The organism is Bradyrhizobium sp. USDA 241, from assembly GCF_049739505.1.
Lineage (GTDB): Bacteria > Pseudomonadota > Alphaproteobacteria > Rhizobiales > Xanthobacteraceae > Bradyrhizobium > Bradyrhizobium liaoningense.
Genome location: NZ_JBMGPZ010000005.1, coordinates 2,498,685 through 2,516,488, shown reverse-complemented (window position 1 = coordinate 2,516,488; position 17,804 = coordinate 2,498,685). Strand labels below are relative to the sequence as shown.

16 protein-coding genes and 2 pseudogenes are annotated in these 17,804 nt (G+C 65.2%); 9 read left to right on the top strand and 9 right to left on the bottom strand.

The genetic code is table 11. The features are described from left to right. Positions 1–2 precede the first annotated feature (2 nt). Complete coding sequence (locus tag ABIF91_RS33980; RefSeq protein ID WP_028179847.1) at positions 3–629, top strand: FMN-dependent NADH-azoreductase; 627 nt, start codon at positions 3–5, stop codon at positions 627–629. A 29-nt stretch (positions 630–658) separates the two neighbouring features. Here ABIF91_RS33980 and hydA read toward each other — a convergent pair whose 3' ends face one another. The 5 genes from hydA to ABIF91_RS33955 are packed head-to-tail and all read right to left on the bottom strand — an operon-like array spanning position 659 to position 5,436. Further along, positions 659–2,068 (bottom strand): dihydropyrimidinase, encoded by a 1,410-nt coding sequence (gene hydA, locus ABIF91_RS33975; RefSeq protein WP_424579636.1) that lies wholly within the window; start codon positions 2,066–2,068, stop codon positions 659–661. Positions 2,069–2,079: 11 nt separating this feature from the next. Continuing rightward, a complete protein-coding gene (locus ABIF91_RS33970; protein WP_028179848.1) occupies positions 2,080–2,811 on the bottom strand; it encodes a maleate cis-trans isomerase family protein in 732 nt (243 codons plus the stop codon). A gap of 9 nt (positions 2,812–2,820) precedes the next feature. Then, positions 2,821–3,597, bottom strand: a complete 777-nt coding sequence (locus ABIF91_RS33965; protein WP_424579635.1) for an ABC transporter ATP-binding protein — start codon at positions 3,595–3,597, stop codon at positions 2,821–2,823. Beyond that, a complete protein-coding gene (locus ABIF91_RS33960) occupies positions 3,597–4,448 on the bottom strand; it encodes an ABC transporter permease (protein ID WP_424579634.1) in 852 nt (283 codons plus the stop codon). Before ABIF91_RS33960 ends, ABIF91_RS33965 begins: the two co-directional genes overlap by 1 nt. Further along, complete coding sequence (locus ABIF91_RS33955) at positions 4,432–5,436, bottom strand: ABC transporter substrate-binding protein (RefSeq protein ID WP_028179851.1); 1,005 nt, start codon at positions 5,434–5,436, stop codon at positions 4,432–4,434. The genes ABIF91_RS33960 and ABIF91_RS33955 overlap by 17 nt, the downstream gene beginning before the upstream one ends. 128 nt (positions 5,437–5,564) lie before the next feature. On the opposite strand from ABIF91_RS33955, the gene ABIF91_RS33950 reads away from it, so the two are divergent. Both ABIF91_RS33950 and ABIF91_RS33945 read left to right on the top strand, forming a co-directional pair. Next, positions 5,565–6,344, top strand: coding sequence for a GntR family transcriptional regulator (locus ABIF91_RS33950; protein ID WP_155251930.1), 780 nt, complete (start codon positions 5,565–5,567; stop codon positions 6,342–6,344). A gap of 2 nt (positions 6,345–6,346) precedes the next feature. Then, positions 6,347–7,096 (top strand): aspartate/glutamate racemase family protein, encoded by a 750-nt coding sequence (locus ABIF91_RS33945; RefSeq protein ID WP_424579633.1) that lies wholly within the window; start codon positions 6,347–6,349, stop codon positions 7,094–7,096. Here ABIF91_RS33945 and ABIF91_RS33940 read toward each other — a convergent pair whose 3' ends face one another. Continuing rightward, the gene (locus ABIF91_RS33940) at positions 7,097–8,305 is read right to left on the bottom strand and encodes an amidase (protein WP_283805400.1); all 1,209 of its coding nucleotides are present in this window, start codon (positions 8,303–8,305) and stop codon (positions 7,097–7,099) included. 268 nt (positions 8,306–8,573) lie between these two features. Between ABIF91_RS33940 and ABIF91_RS33935 the strand changes: the two genes are divergently transcribed. The 4 genes from ABIF91_RS33935 to ABIF91_RS33920 are packed head-to-tail and all read left to right on the top strand — an operon-like array spanning position 8,574 to position 12,426. Next, the gene (locus ABIF91_RS33935) at positions 8,574–9,668 is read left to right on the top strand and encodes an ABC transporter ATP-binding protein (protein WP_028179854.1); all 1,095 of its coding nucleotides are present in this window, start codon (positions 8,574–8,576) and stop codon (positions 9,666–9,668) included. Positions 9,669–9,697: 29 nt separating this feature from the next. Next, positions 9,698–10,744: an ABC transporter substrate-binding protein gene (locus tag ABIF91_RS33930; RefSeq protein ID WP_028179855.1), complete on the top strand. Its 1,047-nt coding sequence runs from the start codon at positions 9,698–9,700 to the stop codon at positions 10,742–10,744. A gap of 3 nt (positions 10,745–10,747) precedes the next feature. Beyond that, the gene (locus tag ABIF91_RS33925; RefSeq protein WP_028179856.1) at positions 10,748–11,611 is read left to right on the top strand and encodes an ABC transporter permease; all 864 of its coding nucleotides are present in this window, start codon (positions 10,748–10,750) and stop codon (positions 11,609–11,611) included. Continuing rightward, positions 11,611–12,426: an ABC transporter permease gene (locus ABIF91_RS33920; protein WP_028179857.1), complete on the top strand. Its 816-nt coding sequence runs from the start codon at positions 11,611–11,613 to the stop codon at positions 12,424–12,426. The genes ABIF91_RS33925 and ABIF91_RS33920 overlap by 1 nt, the downstream gene beginning before the upstream one ends. Here ABIF91_RS33920 and ABIF91_RS33915 read toward each other — a convergent pair whose 3' ends face one another. Continuing rightward, positions 12,427–12,762, bottom strand: a complete 336-nt coding sequence (locus tag ABIF91_RS33915) for a hydroxyisourate hydrolase (RefSeq protein WP_028179858.1) — start codon at positions 12,760–12,762, stop codon at positions 12,427–12,429. Between the two features lie 26 nt (positions 12,763–12,788). Between ABIF91_RS33915 and ABIF91_RS33910 the strand changes: the two genes are divergently transcribed. Together ABIF91_RS33910 and ABIF91_RS33905 are read left to right on the top strand one after the other, a co-directional pair. Next, positions 12,789–13,985 carry an MFS transporter gene (locus ABIF91_RS33910; RefSeq protein WP_028179859.1) on the top strand — a complete coding sequence of 399 codons (1,197 nt, stop codon included), beginning with the start codon at positions 12,789–12,791 and terminating at the stop codon, positions 13,983–13,985. Continuing rightward, complete coding sequence (locus ABIF91_RS33905) at positions 13,972–15,333, top strand: amidase (protein WP_035718085.1); 1,362 nt, start codon at positions 13,972–13,974, stop codon at positions 15,331–15,333. Before ABIF91_RS33910 ends, ABIF91_RS33905 begins: the two co-directional genes overlap by 14 nt. A gap of 388 nt (positions 15,334–15,721) precedes the next feature. Here the strand turns inward: ABIF91_RS33905 and ABIF91_RS33900 are convergent. Both ABIF91_RS33900 and istA read right to left on the bottom strand, forming a co-directional pair. Continuing rightward, positions 15,722–16,850 (bottom strand): annotated as a pseudogene (locus ABIF91_RS33900) (IS3-like element ISRj2 family transposase). An 87-nt stretch (positions 16,851–16,937) separates the two neighbouring features. Next, positions 16,938–17,804 (bottom strand): annotated as a pseudogene (gene istA, locus ABIF91_RS33895) (IS21-like element IS1631 family transposase); the annotation flags it as partial.

The following is a 17,804-nucleotide window of genomic DNA, read 5'->3' as shown; positions in this document are numbered from 1 at the left end:
CTGTGGCGAAGCTGCTGCACCTGACCTGCTCGCCCCGCGCCGATTCCGAGTCGAGTGCCGGGGCGCACATCTTTCTCGACGGATTTCGCCAGGCGCGCCCGGATTGGGACGTCGACGTCGTGGACATCTGGCGCGAGCGGATGCCGGAATTCACGGGCCCGATCGTCGAAGCCAAATATGCACGCATGAAGGCTCAGGCCTTCAACGACACCCAACGCGACAGCTTCGCCGAGGCCGAGCGAATGGCGCTGCGTTTTTCGCTTGCCGATCGCGTTCTGATCTCGACCCCGATGTGGAACTTCGGCATCCCCTACAAGCTCAAGCAGTGGTTCGACATCATCGTCCAGCCCGGGCTCACCTTTCGCTTCGATCCGTCGCAGGGATATTTCCCACTGCTGCAGGATCGGCCGACACTTGTAATCCTCGCCAGCGGCAGCGATTTTTCCACCGGCATGAACCGCGGCCGCACCGATATGGCAACGCCTTACTTACGGGAAATCCTGCGCTTCATCGGCATCAACAATGTCCGTTTCGTTCTGATCGGTCCAACCACCGGACCTCAGCAGCCGATCGATGCCGCCCGTAGAAGAGCCCATCAACGCCTCGCCGCAATGGCCACGACCTTCTAGAACTCCGCCTGACGGCGCATCGAGCTGGATCAGAGCAGGCTCGACTTGCCCCGGCTCAGCACATTACCTGCCCCCTTGGCGCCGACGATCCGACCCTGGTGATAGACCACTTGGCCGCGGGCGATCGTCGTCACCGGCCATCCCGTGACCTCGAAGCCTTCCCATGGCGTGTAGTCCGAGCCGTGATGCAGATCGGCCTGCCGGATCGGCTTCTTCAATTTGGGATCCCAGAGCACGATGTCGGCATCAAAGCCGACGCCGACCGAGCCCTTGCGCGGATAGAGGCCGTAGATCCGGGCGTGGTTGGTCGCGGTCAGCTCGACGAACTTTTGCAGGGTGATGCGTCCCTTCGAGACGCCCTCGGAGAACAGGATCGGCAGCCGGGTCTCGACGCCGGGGATACCGTTCGGCACCCAGCGGAACGAGGTGCGCGCATTCGGCGTCAGCTTGCCTTTGGGATCGTCATAGCGAAACGGGCAGTGATCGGACGAGAAGGTCTGGAACACGCCAGTCGTGATGCCCTCCCAGATCGCGTGCTGGCTCTCGACGTCGCGCGGCGGCGGCGAGCAGACATATTTCGCGCCTGATATGTCCATGTTCAGGCCCTTCATGTCTTCGGCCGTCAGCGTGATGTATTGCGGGCAGGTTTCCACATGCACTGGCAAGCCGCGCTGCTGGGCCCAGCGCACCTGCTCCATCGCCTCTCGGCCCGAGACGTGCACGATCATGATGGGAACGCCGATCACCTCGGCATGGCTGATGGCACGATGCGTCGCCTCGCGCTCGACGGCCTGGGGCCGCGAGGTGCCGTGATAATAGGGCGCGATATGGCCTTCACGTTCCAGCTTGCTGGTGAGGAAGCGGATGGCGTCGTAGCCCTCGCAATGGACCATGACCAGCGCCTCCTCGCGGCGCGCCACCTCGAACACCTCGAGCAGCTGCTTGTCGCTGAGCACGAGGTCGTCATAGGTCATGAACACCTTGAACGAGGTATAGCCGTCCTTGACGAGAGCCGGCAGCTCCTGGCCGAGCACGATCGCAGTCGGATCGGAGATGATGAGATGGAACGCCGTGTCGATATAGCACTCGCCTTCGGCAAGCTTGCGGTAGTTCTCGACGCAGGTCCGCAGGGAGGTGCCCTTCTCCTGGAGCGCGAAGGGCAGCACCATGGTGTTGCCGCCGGCAGCAGCCGCGCGCGTCGCCGAGGCAAAGTCGTCGGCCATCACCACGTCGGGGCCCGAGGGCTGGGAGATGTGGACGTGGCTGTCGATCCCGCCCGGCAGCGCGAGCAATCCCGTCGCATCGATCTCGCGTGCCGCGCCCTCGATGCTGTCTGCAATGCTGACGATACGGCCGTCACGAATGCCGATATCGGCGCGAAACTCGTCGCTGGCCGTCACGATGGTGCCGCCGCGAATGGCGAGATCGAGCTGCGTCACTGAGGCCTCCGTCACTTGATGGCTGGCATTGTCTGGAAGATCCGGCCCCGTTGCGCAAGGGTCGTGATGTCTCCGCCGGCGAGGCCGAGGGATCGCCAAAGCGTCACCGCGACCGAGTCGAGCACGGCGATGTCCAGCTCCCGCTCCAGCGTGGCCGCCAGCGCGGCGCCGTCGAGATTGGTACAGAGGATGACGATCGCGTCGGCACCCTCCGCCGCCACGGCCCGGATCATCTCGGCGATCGTCGCAGGCGCGACCTCACCGAAGGAAAAATTGTCGCGCAAGCCGAGATGCCGCTCGGCATGCGGCGCGACTCCCTCCCCGGCCCAGACGTCCACGATGCGTTGCTGCACGTCATCGGTATAGGGCGAAACCAATCCGACATGTCTGGCCCCGAGCGCGCGAGCGGCGTCAATGCAGGCAAGCGTGGACGTTGTCGCCGGGATACCCGTGCGCGCCGCGATCGCCTCGCACAGGCTTCTGTCGCGGCCGATCCCGAGCCAGCTCGCGGAGGTGCCGTTCCAGGCGATGGCGTCAACCTTGGCATCGGCCAGCAATTCCGCGGCCGGAAGCATCACGGACGCGTCGAACTGGTTCAGCGCGGCGGCGTCGAGCGCAATCTCCGTGACGCGGAAGCGCGAGAAATGCGCAGTGACGCGGGGAGCGTCGGCCAGCATGGCGCTGGTGACGGGCTCGAGCACCGAGTTGGAGGACGGCGTGATCATGCCGAGACGCTTGCGCATGCCGAAACCTTACGACGCCTGCGCCAGGCGCGTCGACTCCTCGCGGATCAGGGACAGGATGTGGCGTTTTGCGTCGTTGAACTCGGGCCTGGTGATATCGCGCGGGCGCGGCAGGTCGAAATTGACGGCCTCCCGGATCCGGCCCGGCCGCTTCGTCATCACCACGATCTTGTTGCCGAGCACCAGCGCCTCGTCGACGCTGTGGGTGACGAACACGATGGTACAACGGCGCTTCTGCCAGATTGCGACCAGCTCCTCCTGCATTTCGAGCTTGGTCTGGGCATCCAGCGCCGCGAACGGCTCGTCCATCAGGATGACGCTCGGGTTCATCAACAGTGCACGGGCGATGCCCACGCGCTGATTCATGCCGCCCGACATTTCGGAGGGATGGTGGTGCTCGAAACCGCGAAGGCCGACGAGATCGATGAACTCCATAGCGCGGTGGTGCCGCTCGGCCTTGGCGACGCCCTTGAGCTTGAGATGGAAGGCGATGTTGTCGATGGCCGTCAGCCACGGCATCAGGGTCGGTTGCTGGAACACCACGCCACGGTCCGAGCCGGGCCGCTCTACCTGCCTGCCATCCACCAGCGTGCGGCCGGAGGTCGCCTGCTCGAAGCCGGCGATGATGTTCAGGAGGGTCGACTTGCCGCAGCCAGAAGGGCCGAGCAGGCAGACGAAATCATTGGCCTCGATGTCGAGATTGATGTTGTCCAGCGTCAGCAGGTCGCGGCCGCGCCGCTTGTCGGAGAACACCTTGACGATGTTGCGAAGCTCGATTGCCGCCATCAGCCCGCCCTGCCCTGAACGGTGGTTGTCTGCTGCCAGCGCAGCGTGCGCGCCATGATCGCCTTGAGGCCGAGGTCGGAGAGATAGCCGAGCAGCCCGATCGATATCATCGCCGCGAGCACGATGTCGTAGCGCAGGAAGTAGTAGGAATCCCAGAGCACGTAGCCGAGGCCGCTCTTCACCGCGACCATCTCGGCCGTGACCGTCAGCATCCAGGCCGAGCCGACCGCAATGCGTAGCCCGGCGAAGATCGAGGGCAGCGCCGCCGGCAGCACGATGTCGGTCAGCATCTGCCGTCCGTTCGCGCCCATCATCGCGCCGGCCCGCACGAGATTGTGGTCCACGGTCTTGACGCCATGGATGCTGTTCATCAGCACCGGAAAGAATGCGCCGAGGAAGACCAGGAAGATGGCCGGCTTGTCGGCGATCCCGAACCAGATGATCGCGAGCGGAATCCAGGACACCGGCGGGATCGGGCGCAACATCTGCAGTGTCGGCTCCAGCGTCTTCTCGAACAGCCGCGACCAGCCGATCGCGACCCCGGCGAGGATGCCGAGCAGGCTGGCCAATGCAAAGCCGCCAAAGACGCAAAGGGCGCTGGCGAGCGCATCACGCAGCCAATGGCCAGAGTAGGTCTGCGTGGTCTCGTCGAAGCCGAACACCCAATCGCCGAGCGCATGCAGCACCGCACTCGGTGCCGGCAGCAGCGCGGGCGGAAGCATGCCACTGCGGGCAAAGGCCTCCCAGCCCGCAATCAGCAGCGCGGGGACGACGAGGCGTTCGAGCCCCTGGAACGCCCGCGTCAGCCGGAACGTTGGCCTCGCGGGCGAGGCGTCAGTAACCGAGGTCATTCTTGGCCTTTCCCGTGGCCTTTTCCAGGAACGAATAGTCCATGTTCTTCTCCGCTTCCGCGGAGACGTCCTTGGAGATGTACTTGAGGTCGCGCATCATCGCCGCGATCGCCAGCGTCTGCGACCGATGGATCGCAGGATCGGGCGAGGCATTTTTCAGCGCCTCCGTCGCGACCGTCTTGTCGAGGCCGGTGAGCTTGTTGATGACCTCGATCCACGGCCCCTTGTCGGCGATCAGCTTGTTGTCGAGCTCGACTACGGCGGCGACGACGCCCTGGACGCCGGCGCGCTGGCCCGCGATCACATCGGAGCGGGTGACGATCAAGTTGGTCAGATTGCCCGCGGCCTGTTCATACGGCAACACGAAGTGCTTGCCGGCACCGGCGAGCCGGATCTGCGATGCAAACGGCTCGACCGAACAGATCATGTCGACCTCGCCGCGCTGGAGTGCTGCGAGATGGTCGGACGGATTGGGGATGTTGATGAACTGGATGTCCTTGTTGGGATCGACGCCCTGCTTGAGGAACGCGCCGCGCATATGGATGTCCTGCGCGTTGCCGCGGGACGCTGCGACCTTCAGCGGCTGCCCATCGCTCTTCGCCTTCGCAACGGTCGCCTTGAACGTAGCCCAGTCCTCGGGCGGCAGGCTCAGCTTCGCGGAGGACAGGCATTCAGAGCCGCCATTGATCTGACCGGACACGGCGACGACGTCAAAGCCTTTGTCGAGCGCGGTGATGTAGTGGAGATAGGTGACCTGCGCGACGTCGATGCTCTTCGATATCAGGGCGGTGAGAACGTCGTTCCCCGAGTTGAAGCCGGTGGCCTCGACCTCGACACCCTTGGCCATGCCTGGGATCAGCGACATCGGCAGGCAGTGCGCGCATTTGGCGTAGCCGAGCTTGATCTTCGCCGTCTGCGCCGAGGCGAGATCGCCTCCGCCAAGCATTGCCGCCATTGCCACCAGACCCAGTCGCAAACTCGTCCGCATCGCTTACTCCGCTCCGAAGGCGCGATATCCGCGCGTTGCGCAGGATCATCCGTCGCCCTTCGCCGCAACGCAATCCACTTTCTGCATGCTGCATACAATTTGCGCGCTATGCCATTGTTTTCAGCGAGATACGTCGATATTTTTGGCAAGCAAAGGCGCCGGAAACGGCTAAGATCAACGTGATAAGCGAGGCACGCGTGCAGCCAAAACCGGAAGCGTCAAAGGGACGAAAGTCGCCCAAACTCAAGCGGATGGGCCTGCATGAGCGTGCCGCGGCGCGGATGCGGACGATGATCATTCGCGGCGAACTGCCGCCGGGTTCGCAGACCCAGGAGACCTGGCTGTCGAAGGAGCTCGGCGTGTCACGCACCCCCTTGCGCGAGGCCATGAAAGTGCTTGCCGCAGAGGGGTTGATCGAGCTTCGTCCCAACCGCAGCCCGCGCATTGCCGATATCGCGGCGGACGGCATCTCGGAATTGTTCGAGGCGCTCGCCGGTATCGAGCGGCTCGCCGCCGAGCTCGCTGCGGAGCGCGCGACCGAGCGCGACCTCGCCCGCCTGCGAACGCTTCAGGCCCGCATGGAGGGTCATCACCGCAGCGGCAAGCTGGACGACTATTTCGCCATCAACGGCGAGATCCACAACACCATCGTCCGCATGGCCCGCAACACGCCGCTGCGGGAAGCCCACGAAACGCTGATCTCCCGGGCCGAGCGCGCGCGATATCTCGCCCTCGGCGCCGACCGCCGCTGGAGCAATTCGGTCGACGAGCACGCCGATATCCTGGCCGCCCTCGAAGCGCGCGACGGCGAAACGGCGGGCCGCCTGCTCGGCGCGCATGTCGCACGCACCGGCACGGCCCTGCTCGAAGTCCTCGCCGCCTCTCAGGCCAAGCAGACGGCGGCATAGTCATGAAGCTGCTGCTGCTCAACCCGAACACCAGCGCCGAGGTCACGCACCTGATGATGGGTGTCGGGCAGCGGGCGGTCTCGCCCGGGACGGAGCTGATCCCCTGCACAGCGACCCGCGGCGTGCCCTATATCGCGACGCGCACCGAGGCGCAGATCGGCGGGGCCATTGCGCTGGAGATGCTGGCCGAGCAGCACAGGACGGTCGATGCCGCGATCATCGCAGTCTTCGGCGATCCCGGCCTGTTCGCCGCGCGCGAGACCTTCGACATTCCCGTGGTCGGCATGGCGGAGGCGGCGATGCTGACCGCCTGCATGGCCGGGCGTCGCTTCGCCATCGTCACCTTCGCCCAGGCGCTTGGTCCCTGGTACGAGGAGTGCGTCCGCGCCCACGGGCTGTGGGAGCGCTGCGCCGGCATCCGGATGCTCGATACGCCTTTTCAGGCCATCTCCGAGGTCGGCACCGAGAAGGAGGACGTGCTGGTCGAGCTCGCCCACCGCGCCATCGTCGAGGACAAGGCCGATGTGCTGATCTTTGCCGGGGCCCCGCTCTCCGGCCTCGCCGAGCGCGTCGCCGACCGGATTCCCGTTCCCGTGGTCGATCAGGTCGTCGCCTCAGTGAAGCAGGCCGAAGCGCTGGTTGCCTTGCACCTGCGCAAGGCAGCGGCGGGAACGTTCCGCCGGCCCGCCGCCAAACCGACCCTCGGTCTCGCTGCTGCGCTCGCCGCCCGGATTGAGCATCGCGACAGCTGATCAGAGAGGCGGCCGACGATGCGAAAAGCCCAATTCGTTCTGGAGAACACGGCCGAAGGCAAACAAGCGGGATTCACCGCCGGGCGGCGCGACGACCTGAATGCCGAAGGGCAATTCGTTCGGTTCTCGCCATACCGGCACGGTCAGGACGGGAAAGCCGACCAGCGACACGATGAAGGTGACAGCGAGATAGTCGATCGGCGTCGACAATGCCACCCCGTCAATTGCGGTGACATCGTTGATCTCGTTCGGCCAGGGGAAGACGGACGCGGCCGGCGCAATCAGGAAATCGGTACGGGTGAACAGCTCGCGAAAGCTGCGGTAGATGGCGGTGCGACGTCGTTCTGCGTTGAGGTAGTCCTGCGCGGACAGTTTCGTGCCGGCCTCGATATTCCAGATTACCGTCGGAGTGAGTTCCGCACGCCGGGCCCTCAGCAGCTCGCCATAGCTGTTGGCGATGTGCGCAGCGCGCAGCACGCGAAAGGTTTCGACCGCGCCGCTACAATCGGGCGACGACGGCACGACGTCGGCAACCCGGGCCAGCGCCTCACACGCGGTGGTGAAGCGCGCGCGAACGTCGCGTGCGATCGGTGCAACACCGAGATCGGGCGTGACGGCGATCCTCGGACGTCCCGCGTTCGACCAATCGTCGCTGCCGAGGCCGATCGATACGGGGTCGCGCGCATCGCTTCTCTCGCACACCGACAGTGCAAGCGCGAGGTCATCGACACCGCGAGCCAGGAAACCGTGGGTCGCCAGCATGTCCCAGCCGAGCGGCCGGCGCGGCGACGGCATGCGGCCTGGCGTCGGCCGGATCGAGGCGACGTCGCAGAAGCTTGCGGGCGTGCGTACCGAGCCGCCGAAATCGGTGCCATGCGCCAGCGGCACCATGCCGGCCGCGACCGCGACGGCAGAGCCGCCGGACGATCCGCCGGAGGTCAGTGCGGAATCGTAGGGATTGCGCGTCGGCCCGCACAATCGGTTGGTGCAGACCGCGCCGAAGCCGAACTCCGGCGTGTTGGTCTTGCCCAGGATGATCGCACCGGCGCGGCGCAGCCGCGCGACCACCAGATCGTCCTCGGCCGGAACGTGATCGCGAAACAGCATCGATCCATAAGTCGTCTTAAGCCCGCCGGTGTCGGTGAGGTCTTTGATCCCGATAGGCACACCGTGCAGCGGACCGAGCGGCTCCGATGCTGCATCGCAAATCTACGCGGCACGGCGAGCACCGTCCACATCGACCGTCACGAACGCCGCCAATTGACTGTCGAGACTCGCAATCCGCGCAAGATGCGCTTCAACGGCCTCACGCGAGGACAGTTCACGCCTCGCAATTGCGCGGGCAAGCTCCGTGGTTGTGAGGTCGCAAACCGATCGATCCGATGTCATCGGGCCAACATGCCTGAGCGCGCGCCGAAAAGCGACAGGCGCGGGCATGAGACTTGCTTTCTCCTCTGGGGCAACGGAAGGCAACACCATGGCTGAAACGCAAGGCGGCCGATCGCTCGTCGTCGACGCGGTCACCCACCGGTACCCGAGTGGCGCGCTTGCAGTCGAGAACATCAATCTCGACATCAAGGGTGGCGAGATCATCGCCCTGCTCGGCCCGTCCGGCTGCGGCAAGACAACGCTCTTGCGTATCATCGCCGGCTTCATCGCGCAGACGCAAGGACGGATCATCATCGGCGACGACATCGTGGACACGATGCCACCGAACCGCCGCGCCGTCGGGATCGTGTTCCAGAACTACGCGCTGTTTCCGCACCTGTCGATCAGTGAGAACGTCGCCTACGGCCTCGCCGCCCGCGGCATCGACAAGGCGACGCGCCAGCGCGAGGCGCAGCGCCTGCTGGACCTGGTGCAGCTGCCTGCTATGGGCGAGCGGCTGCCGCGGCAACTCTCCGGCGGCCAGCAGCAGCGGGTCGCGCTGGCCCGAGCGCTCGCGATCAAGCCGTCGATCCTGCTGCTCGACGAGCCCTTCGCCGCGCTCGACAAGAATCTGCGGCTTGACATGCAGATCGAGGTCAAGCGGCTGCAACGCGTCTCCGGCATCACCACGCTCATCGTCACTCACGACCAGGAAGAGGCGCTGTCGATGGCGGACCGCGTCGCCGTGCTGAGCCACGGCAAGCTCGAGCAGTTCGGCACGCCGTCCGACGTCTACGACCGGCCGCAGACATTGTTCGTCAACACTTTCGTCGGTTCGACCAACCGCATGCCCGGCGTGGTGGTCTCGGCGGACCGTACCGCCGCCAAGATACGCCTCGACGCCGGCACGGAGATCATCGCGCGGCCCGCCGGCGGGGCGCTCAGCGAAGGTGGCCGCGTCACCGTCTGCATCCGTCCCGAGCATCTGCAATTCGTCGGCGACGAGACCGGCTTTGCCGGCGTGGTCGGCATGTCGCTGCCGCTGGGAGCCACTGTCGTGCACGAAGTCACCACTGCCGACGGCTCCGGCGTCAAGGTCTCGCAGGCGCGCATCGGCGAGACGCGCGCGCTGGAGAACGGTGCTGCGGTGCGCCTCGCGCCGCTAGCCCCGTCGCTCGCCAACGCTTTTCCTGCAACGCTCTAGATTTTAGTCTTGTCCATAGGGAGTTCGACATGATCCTGAACCGCCGAAGCCTGATGACGACCGCACTTACCCTCGGCGCCATGAAGGCGTTTCCGGGCTTGAGCTACGCCCAGGCCCGCCCACTGGTGTTTGCGACATTCACCGGAAGCTGGGAGGAAGCGCACAAGGCGGTGCTGGTGCCGGCCTTCCGCAAGGCCAACGCGGACGCCGCAATCGTGCTCGACCCCATGCTCTCGGTCGACCAGATCGCGAAGGTCAACGCCGCCAAGGCCAATCCGCCGATCGACGTCATGCTGCATGATCCCGGCCCTGCACTCGTTGCCATCGGCCAGGACCTGGTCGAGCCCTATCCGGTCGAGAAAAGCGCCCATTACAAGGACCTGATCGCCGAGGCGCAGGAGCCGATGGGCCCCGCCCCGTTCTTTCAGGTCGTCGGCCTCACCTACAATCCGGAAGCCGTCAAGACGCCGCCGACATCATGGGCCGATCTCTGGAAGCCCGAGTTCAAGGGCCGCGTCGGTATCACCAACCTCAACTCGACGCTCGGCACCGGATGGCTGGTCGAGATCGCCAAGATGCGCGGCGGCTCGGAAGCCAATGTCGATCCCGCCTTCAAGGCGCTGGAGGAGCTCAAGCCCAATCTCGCCGCGGTCGCCGCCAATCCCGGCGCACTCGCGACCCTGTTCCAGCAAGGCCAGATCGACATCTCGCCCGGCAACTTCAACGCCATCCAGATCCTGAAAGCGCGGGGCGTGCCGGTCGAGTTCGTGGCGCCCAAGGAAGGCGCCATCGCCTTCAAGACCACGATCCACATTGTCAAGAACTCGCCGAACCGCGAGCTCGCCTTCAAGCTGATCGAGGCCGCGCTGACGCCGGAGGTGCAGACCACGCTGATGAACCCGCCCTATCTGATCGTGCCGACCAATTCCAAGGTCACGATGGGCGGCGAGATCGCGCGCGTGCTGGCCAAGGACACGGCCGAGCTGAAGAAGAAGTTCGTGTTCCAGGACTGGAAGAAGATCAACGAGCAGCGCTCGGCCTGGATCGAGCGCTTCAACCGCGAAATCAAGATCTAAGCCATGGGTGCAGCACCGGCATCACGCGATGTGACATCCTACGGGATGGGATTGGCAGCGCCGCTGGCGCTGTTCTTCCTCCTCTTCTTCGTCGCGCCGCTGCTGCAATTGTTCTGGCTCTCGCTGCACAACGACACGGCCGGGCTCCACTGGGGGCTCGGCCAGTACCTGCACTTTCTCACCGATCCATTCAGCCTGGGCGTGCTCGGCTCGACACTGCTGCTGGGCGCCGAGGTAACTGCCGTCTGTCTCGTGCTCGGCTTTCCCATCGCGTGGCTCTATCAACGAGTCGGACCAAAGCTTCAGACCATCATCATCCTGATCGTGCTGCTGCCGCTTTTGACCAGCGTAGTCGTCCGCACCTTCGCCTGGATCGTCATCCTGGGCCGCCAGGGCATCATCAATGCGACACTGCAAGCGCTCGGGATCATCGATACCCCATTGAAACTGCTCTATACACAGTTCGGCGTGGTGATCGCGCTGGCGCAGGTGCAGATGCCGCTGATGACGCTGCCGCTGATCACCGCGCTCGGCCGCATCGACCCCAATCTCGACGATGCCTCCTGCTCGCTCGGCGCTGGAAGCTGGCGCACCTTCTTCCGTGTCGTGCTGCCATTGTCATTGCCCGGCGTGATCGCCGGCTGCACACTGACCTATGCCGCCGCGATCACCGCCTTCATCACCCAGTCGCTGGTCGGCGGCGGGCAGATGCTGTTCATGCCGATGTATCTCTATCAGCAAGCCTCCACGCTCCAGAACTGGCCGTTTGCGGCGGCGATCTCGATCATCTTCCTGCTCGCCGTGCTCGCGGTCGTCTCGGTCTTCACCACGCTTGGCCGCCTGTCGCGCGGCTATGGAGGCGCGTGATGAGCGGCCGCAAGCGCACCCTGGAAGCCCTGAGCTTCGAGCTGGTCATGACCGTGACCGCGGTGATCGCGCTGATCATCATCATCGCACCGTCGCTTGTCGTTCTGATCGTCTCCTTCACCAGCGGCTTCTCGCTGCGCTTCCCGCCGCCGGGCTATTCGCTGCGTTGGTACACCGAATTGTGGAATGCCTGGCAGCTGCATTTCGCGGCGAAAAACAGCCTGATCGTGGCGTTATGGGCGACGGGCCTCTCTGTCGTGCTCGGCGTCGCGGCGGCGCTCGCAATCTCGCGGTCGCGGACGCTGTCCGCACGGCTGCTCGATTCCCTCTTCATGTCGCCGCTGGTCTTGCCGGCGCTCGCCTTCGGCCTTGCCGCCCTGATGCTGTTCTCGCTGGTCGGCCTGCCGGTGTCGCCGCTGACGCTGGTGATCGGACACACTGTGGTCTGCGTCCCCTATGTCGTGCGCAACACGGTCGCGGCCCTCGCCCAGCTCGAGCCGACCCTGCTCGAAAGCTCGGCCGTGCTGGGGGCAAGCCGTCTCTATACGTTCCGCCGCATCGTGCTGCCGCTGATCCGGCCCGGCATCATCGCGGGCGCCTTCATCGCCTTCATGTCGTCCTTCGACAACGTGCCGGTGTCGCTGTTCCTGCGCGATGCCGCGACCGACATGCTGCCGATCCGGATGTGGCAGGATCTCGAAGGCAAGCTGGATGTCACCATCGCGGCCCTCTCGGGCGTGCTGATCATCGCCACCATCGCGTTGGTCGCAATCATGGAGCGCGTCACCGGCCTGTCGCGGCGGCTGACGAACTGATCAGGCACCGCGAAACAGCGAGTAGCCCCAGCGCGTGAATTTCAACGGCAGATGAAAATGCTCGTCAACGTTCTTGATGCGGAACCGGAACGGCGTCACGGTCAGGAAGCCGTCGCTGTCGCCAAAGAACTCGCCGAGATGAAACAGCACCTCGTACTCGCCGGCCGTCACGCCAGCGCCTTGCGCGACCGCATGATCGAGCACGCCGTTGGCGCCGAGCCGCCCGTCGGCGATGCGCGCGGAGTCCGGATCGATCCGCCAGATCTCGACGCGCAGCCCCTGCGCCGGCCGCCCGCTCGCCACATCGACCGCGTGAATGGAAATGCCGCCTGCCACCTTGTTCCTCCCATGAGCAAGCCGCCATGGTAGACGGAAACGCAGCCGTTCGGCCAGCACCCGCATTGCTGCCGGCCCTTGGCGCGATGACCTTGCTGCAGGCCCTCGTTGCGTTTGCCTTGTTCGCGCCTGGCGTGGTCGCGCCGCGCGCCCATATCGAGGTCTGGCAGCTCTCGATGTTCTCCTGCGCGGTGTTCGCCGTTGGCATCCCGGCCTCGTTCTGGGGCGGCGGCTTCATCGCTCGGGCCGGCTCGCTGCGGATCGCGAGCCTGTGCGCGGCGGCCATCGTCGTCGCCATGGCGCTGGCCGCGCTCGGATCGACCGCCGCCCTGCTGGCCGCGGGCATCTGCCTTGGCCTTGCGATGGGGCCCGAGACACCGGCGAGCGCGGCGCTGCTGGCGCGGCTCGTGACCGCCGAGCGGCGCACCTTCGTGTTTTCGGTGCGCCAGACCGGCAACCAGGTTGGCGCTGTCTGCGGCTCGCTGGCCCTGCCCACGATCGCCATCGCGTTCGGGCCGTCCTGGTGCTATGCGGTGGTGGGCCTCTGCGCGCTGCTGGCGATCGTTCTGTTTGAATGGTTGCGACCGGCCTACGCCGTCAAGCTCGTCCCACCCCCGTCGCTCGATCTCCGCGCGCGGCTGGCGCTGATGACGGCGGACCGGCGCATCGCGATGCTGGCGCTGGCCTCGATGCCGTTCAGTGCGATGCAGGTGTCGCTCAACACGGTGTTCGTCACGCTCGGCACCCGCGAACTCGGCCTCAGCCATATCGAGGCCGGCATGGCGCTCGCCTGCGCGCAAGCCGGCGGCCTCGTCGGCCGGCTCGGCTGGGGATTTGTGGCGATGCGGCTCGATGCTCCGCGCATGGTGCTCATCGTCATCGGTCTCGGCATGGCCTTCTGCGCCGCGCTGCTCGGCCTCGACGGCGGATCGCTCAGTCGCACCTGGCAGTTCGTGATTGCTGCGCTGTTCGGCTTGACGGCGTCGGGCTGGAATGGCGTCTTCATTGCCGAGATCGCCCGCCTCGCCCCTCAAGACCGGATCGGCGAAACCACCGGCGCGGTGCTGACCGCATCCTATGCCGGCCTGCTGGTGGCGCCCGCGCTGGTATCAATCCTTGATGGTGTGGCCGGCCTCGGCGCGGCTTTCTTTGCCTTGGCGTGCCTGGCCCTCTGCGGCACGGTGGCGCTGATCTGGGGAGGCCGTGACAATGCCAGCGCATAGTGCCCACGAGATCGCGGCCGATGTCGCAGCCGGGCGGACGAGCGCCATCGAAACCGCAAAGGCCGCGCTCGCGCGGATCGAGGCCGCCAAGGCGTTGAACGCGGTCGTCACGATCGATCCCGCACGCACGCTGGCCGACGCTGCGGCGGTCGACGATCGCCTGCGTGCCGGCGAGGCGATGCCGCTCGCCGGCGTCCCCGTCATCGTGAAGGACAACATCTGGGTCGGCGGCTGGCGTGTGACGCAGGGCTCGCGGCTATTCTGCGATTTCATCGTACCGCACGATGCCATCGCGATCGAGCGCCTGCGCAGGGCCGGAGCGGTCGTCGTCGGCATCGGCGCAACGTCCGAGTTCGCCTGCAAGGGCGTCACCACCTCGCCGCTGTATGGGCCAACGCGGCATCCCCTCGATCCCGCGCTGACGCCCGGCGGCTCATCGGGCGGCCCGGCCGCGGCCGTCGCCGCCGGCCTCGTGCCGCTCGCGATCGGCACCGATGCGGGTGGCTCGAGCCGCAGGCCGCCAGCCCATGTCGGGGTCGCCGGCTTCAAGCCGTCCTATGGCGCGATCCCCTATGGGCCAGGTTTCGCCGAGCCCTTCTTTGGCCTCTCCGTCATCGCGCCGATCGCAGCTGATGCGGCCGATATCGCACTGGCGTTCGAAGCCATGGTCGGCGCCGATCCGCGCGATCCGGATTCTTCCGTCGTTGCGCTGCAGGCCGAAGACATCGGCGGTCGGCGCATCGCGTTCTCGCCGCGCCTTGGCCTCGATGTCGCGATTGATGACGTCGTCGCGAATGGGCTCGCCTCCGCCATCGACCGCCTTTCCGCGGCAGGTTTGTGCATCACGCAACGCGATCCCGTCTGGCCGGCAGGCGCCACGGAAGACGCCATCATGCCGCTTCAGCATGCGGGTCTCGCGGCGCTCTATGGTGACTCCTTCCGCAAGGATCCCACCATCTTCGATCCCGACATCGCCAGGCAGATCGAGCGAGGTCTCTCCTGGTCGGGTGCTGAGGTTGCCGGAGCGCTGCTCGCGAGCGCTGCGATCGCGAATGCCTTCGCGGCTTTCTTCACCGAAGTTGACCTCTTGCTGACGCCGACGGTGCCATGCGTCGCGTGGCCGCTCACGCAGCTCGGCCCGGACATGATCGGCGGAAAAGCCGCAAGTCCGCGCGCCCACGCGGTGTTCACGCCGTTTGTCAATCATGCCCACCTGCCCGCGATTTCGATTCCGTGCGGAACGGATCGGTGCGGACTTCCATTTGGCCTTCAGGTCATCTCCGCGCGCGGACAAGACCGCTCGCTGCTTAGAGCAGCGCAAGAGATTGAGGCCATCCTGCGAGTGTAGATCCTGCCGTCACTGCGCGGCACATCGACCTCGAACACCTGCTCGCCATGCGCATCTCGGAGCGCTCGGCCATAATGGGCCCGTCGAGCCGACTGCGGAGCCGCTCGTATCAGTCCAATGCCTTCTGTTTCAAGGCTGCGGGATCGCCTCCTCGATCGACCGGTCCATCAATGCATAGTGCGCGATGCCTCCGACAATAGTCCTGCAGAAGTTCAGAGTGAAGCGACCGTAAAGAGCGCCTAAGAGCTGGCCCCGGTTGTTTGGACAGCGCCCCGCTGGATTTAAGTGGATTCCTGCCGGGTTATGCTGAACGCGGGGCTTTACGGTTTTGTCGTTGCGTCGGGAGGGCGTAGCCCGACCAGAGCGACGACAAAACCGTCGGCGACGGTCATGCGGCCATCACCATAGCTTGCGTGCCGAAGTAAGCCTCGTCGGGCGTGCGCCCGTCAAGGCTCGAGTGAGGGCGTCCCTGATTGTAGAAGGCCAGATACTTGGCAATTGACGCTCGCGCCTCGGACACGCTGTCGTAGGCGCGGAGATATACTTCTTCGTATTTGACCGTGCGCCAGAGCCGCTCGACAAACACGTTGTCGCGCCAGGCGCCCTTGCCGTCCATGCTGATGGCGATCTTCGCGTCCAGCAGCACATCGGTGAACTCGAGGCTGGTGAACTGGCTGCCCTGATCCGTGTTGAAAATCTCGGGCCTGCCGTGCTTCGCCAACGCCTCCTGGACCGCTTCGACGCAGAAGGCCGCCTCCATTGTGATCGAGACGCGATGGGCCAGGACCCGTCGGCTGAACACATCGACGACCGCCGCGAGATAGACGAAGCCACGCCGCATCGGAATGTAGGTGATGTCCATTGCCCACGCATGGTCGGGCCGCTCGATCTTCAATCCGCGCAACAGGTACGGGTAGATCTTGTGACCCGGAGCCGGCTTGCTCGTGTTCGGGCGACGATAGACCGCCTCGATCCCCATGCGCTTCATCAGCGTCGCGATGTGGCGGCGACCGGCGTATACGCCCTCCCGCCGCAGCAACGATCGCAGCATACGCGCTCCCGCGAAGGGATAATCGAGATGCAGCTCATCGAGCCGACGCATCAAGGCAAGGTCCTCGGCCGAAACTGGCCGAGGTTCATAGTAGACCGTGCTGCGAGCCAGCTTCAGGACCTTCGCCTGGCGCACGATAGAAAGATCATGATCGCGGTCGATCATCGCTTTGCGCTCAGCAGGCCCGCCTTGGTGAGCGCGCCGGACAAAAAATCGTTTTCCAACGCCAGCTCGCCGATCTTGGCATGTAACGCCTTCAAATCGACCGGCGTCTCGGCCGATGTCTTGTCATGCCCAAACACGCCGGCGGCGCCTTCCAGGAGCTGGTTTTTCCAGTCGTGATCTGGTTCGGATGAACATCAAACAGTTGCGCCAGCTCCGCCAGTGTCTTGTCGCCTTTGACCGCAGCCAAAGCAACCTTCGCCTTGAATGCCGGAGAATGCGTCCGGCGGCTCTTCTTCGTCATCTTCGCTCCTGATTCGCAGCAAGAATCCTCGCCGCTGTCAGGCAGAAAATCCACTCAAGCTACTGTCCGAATTTGCGGGGCCAGCTCTATGCCCCACATCGCGCGCTGTCCGGGGCGCCCTTCGGTGTCGAACACCTGCTGGCACAAGGCCCTGGTCTGCGGTCCGATGCGCTCGGCGCTCGCCAGCAGCACGGCGGTTTGCCGCGACGGGTTGAACGGCCGTTCGCTGGTCGGCAGGACGACAGAACCGGGGTGCGCCATCCGGGAATGAACACGCAGCAGCGCACGGGTGTGGCGATCACGGATCTCGATCGTGGTGGTGTAGATGCGCACGACGACCTGGCTGCCGATCGGCGCGGGCCGCGCGGCGTAATAGCTGTTGTCGACGCGTACGGTGGTGTCGTCGCAGACAGTCCGGACGACTTCGGTGAAGATGCGGAAGGGAGCGACAGGCAGCGGCCGCAGGTGCGGCTTCTCTTCCTGGAACATCGCCTCGACCTGACGGCGCGTGCTGCCGTGGATGCGTTTGGAAGCCCAGTTCTCCTCCCAGTGCCTCAAGAACTCGTTTTGCGCCTCCAGCGTCTCGAAGCGCCGTCCGGCCAGCGCAGTGCCCTGGGTATGTTGAATCGCATTCTCGACGCATCCTTTCCGATTTGGATCGGCCACGCGCGCGGGATCGGCGACCACGGCGTAATGAGCCAGCATCGCGCTGTAAATCGGGTTGAGCTGGGGCTCGTACAAATCCGGCTTGAGGACGCCTTCCTTCAGGTTGTCGAGCACGACATAGCTGGGGACCCCGCCAAAATACCGGAACGCCTCTTCGTGGAGCTGCGCCCAGACTTGTTGGCTGGACTTCCAGACTACCCGCCGGAAGCTGCGCCGCGAGTAGCGTAGCGTCATCACGAACAGGCGGGGACGACGGTACCGCCCGCTCTTCCCCCGTGGGTCGGTCAA

What these genes read in the sequence shown, in the direction of transcription:
- ABIF91_RS33970 (WP_028179848.1), bottom strand. Translation starts at nt 2,811, where the DNA reads ATGCGCAAGCGTCTCGGCATGATCACGCCGTCCTCCAACTCGGTGCTC.
- ABIF91_RS33965 (WP_424579635.1), bottom strand. Translation starts at nt 3,597, where the DNA reads ATGGCGGCAATCGAGCTTCGCAACATCGTCAAGGTGTTCTCCGACAAG.
- ABIF91_RS33960 (WP_424579634.1), bottom strand. Translation starts at nt 4,448, where the DNA reads ATGACCTCGGTTACTGACGCCTCGCCCGCGAGGCCAACGTTCCGGCTG.
- ABIF91_RS33955 (WP_028179851.1), bottom strand. Translation starts at nt 5,436, where the DNA reads ATGCGGACGAGTTTGCGACTGGGTCTGGTGGCAATGGCGGCAATGCTT.
- ABIF91_RS33945 (WP_424579633.1), top strand. Translation starts at nt 6,347, where the DNA reads ATGAAGCTGCTGCTGCTCAACCCGAACACCAGCGCCGAGGTCACGCAC.
- ABIF91_RS33935 (WP_028179854.1), top strand. Translation starts at nt 8,574, where the DNA reads ATGGCTGAAACGCAAGGCGGCCGATCGCTCGTCGTCGACGCGGTCACC.
- ABIF91_RS33930 (WP_028179855.1), top strand. Translation starts at nt 9,698, where the DNA reads ATGATCCTGAACCGCCGAAGCCTGATGACGACCGCACTTACCCTCGGC.
- ABIF91_RS33925 (WP_028179856.1), top strand. Translation starts at nt 10,748, where the DNA reads ATGGGTGCAGCACCGGCATCACGCGATGTGACATCCTACGGGATGGGA.
- ABIF91_RS33920 (WP_028179857.1), top strand. Translation starts at nt 11,611, where the DNA reads ATGAGCGGCCGCAAGCGCACCCTGGAAGCCCTGAGCTTCGAGCTGGTC.
- ABIF91_RS33910 (WP_028179859.1), top strand. Translation starts at nt 12,789, where the DNA reads ATGGTAGACGGAAACGCAGCCGTTCGGCCAGCACCCGCATTGCTGCCG.
- ABIF91_RS33905 (WP_035718085.1), top strand. Translation starts at nt 13,972, where the DNA reads ATGCCAGCGCATAGTGCCCACGAGATCGCGGCCGATGTCGCAGCCGGG.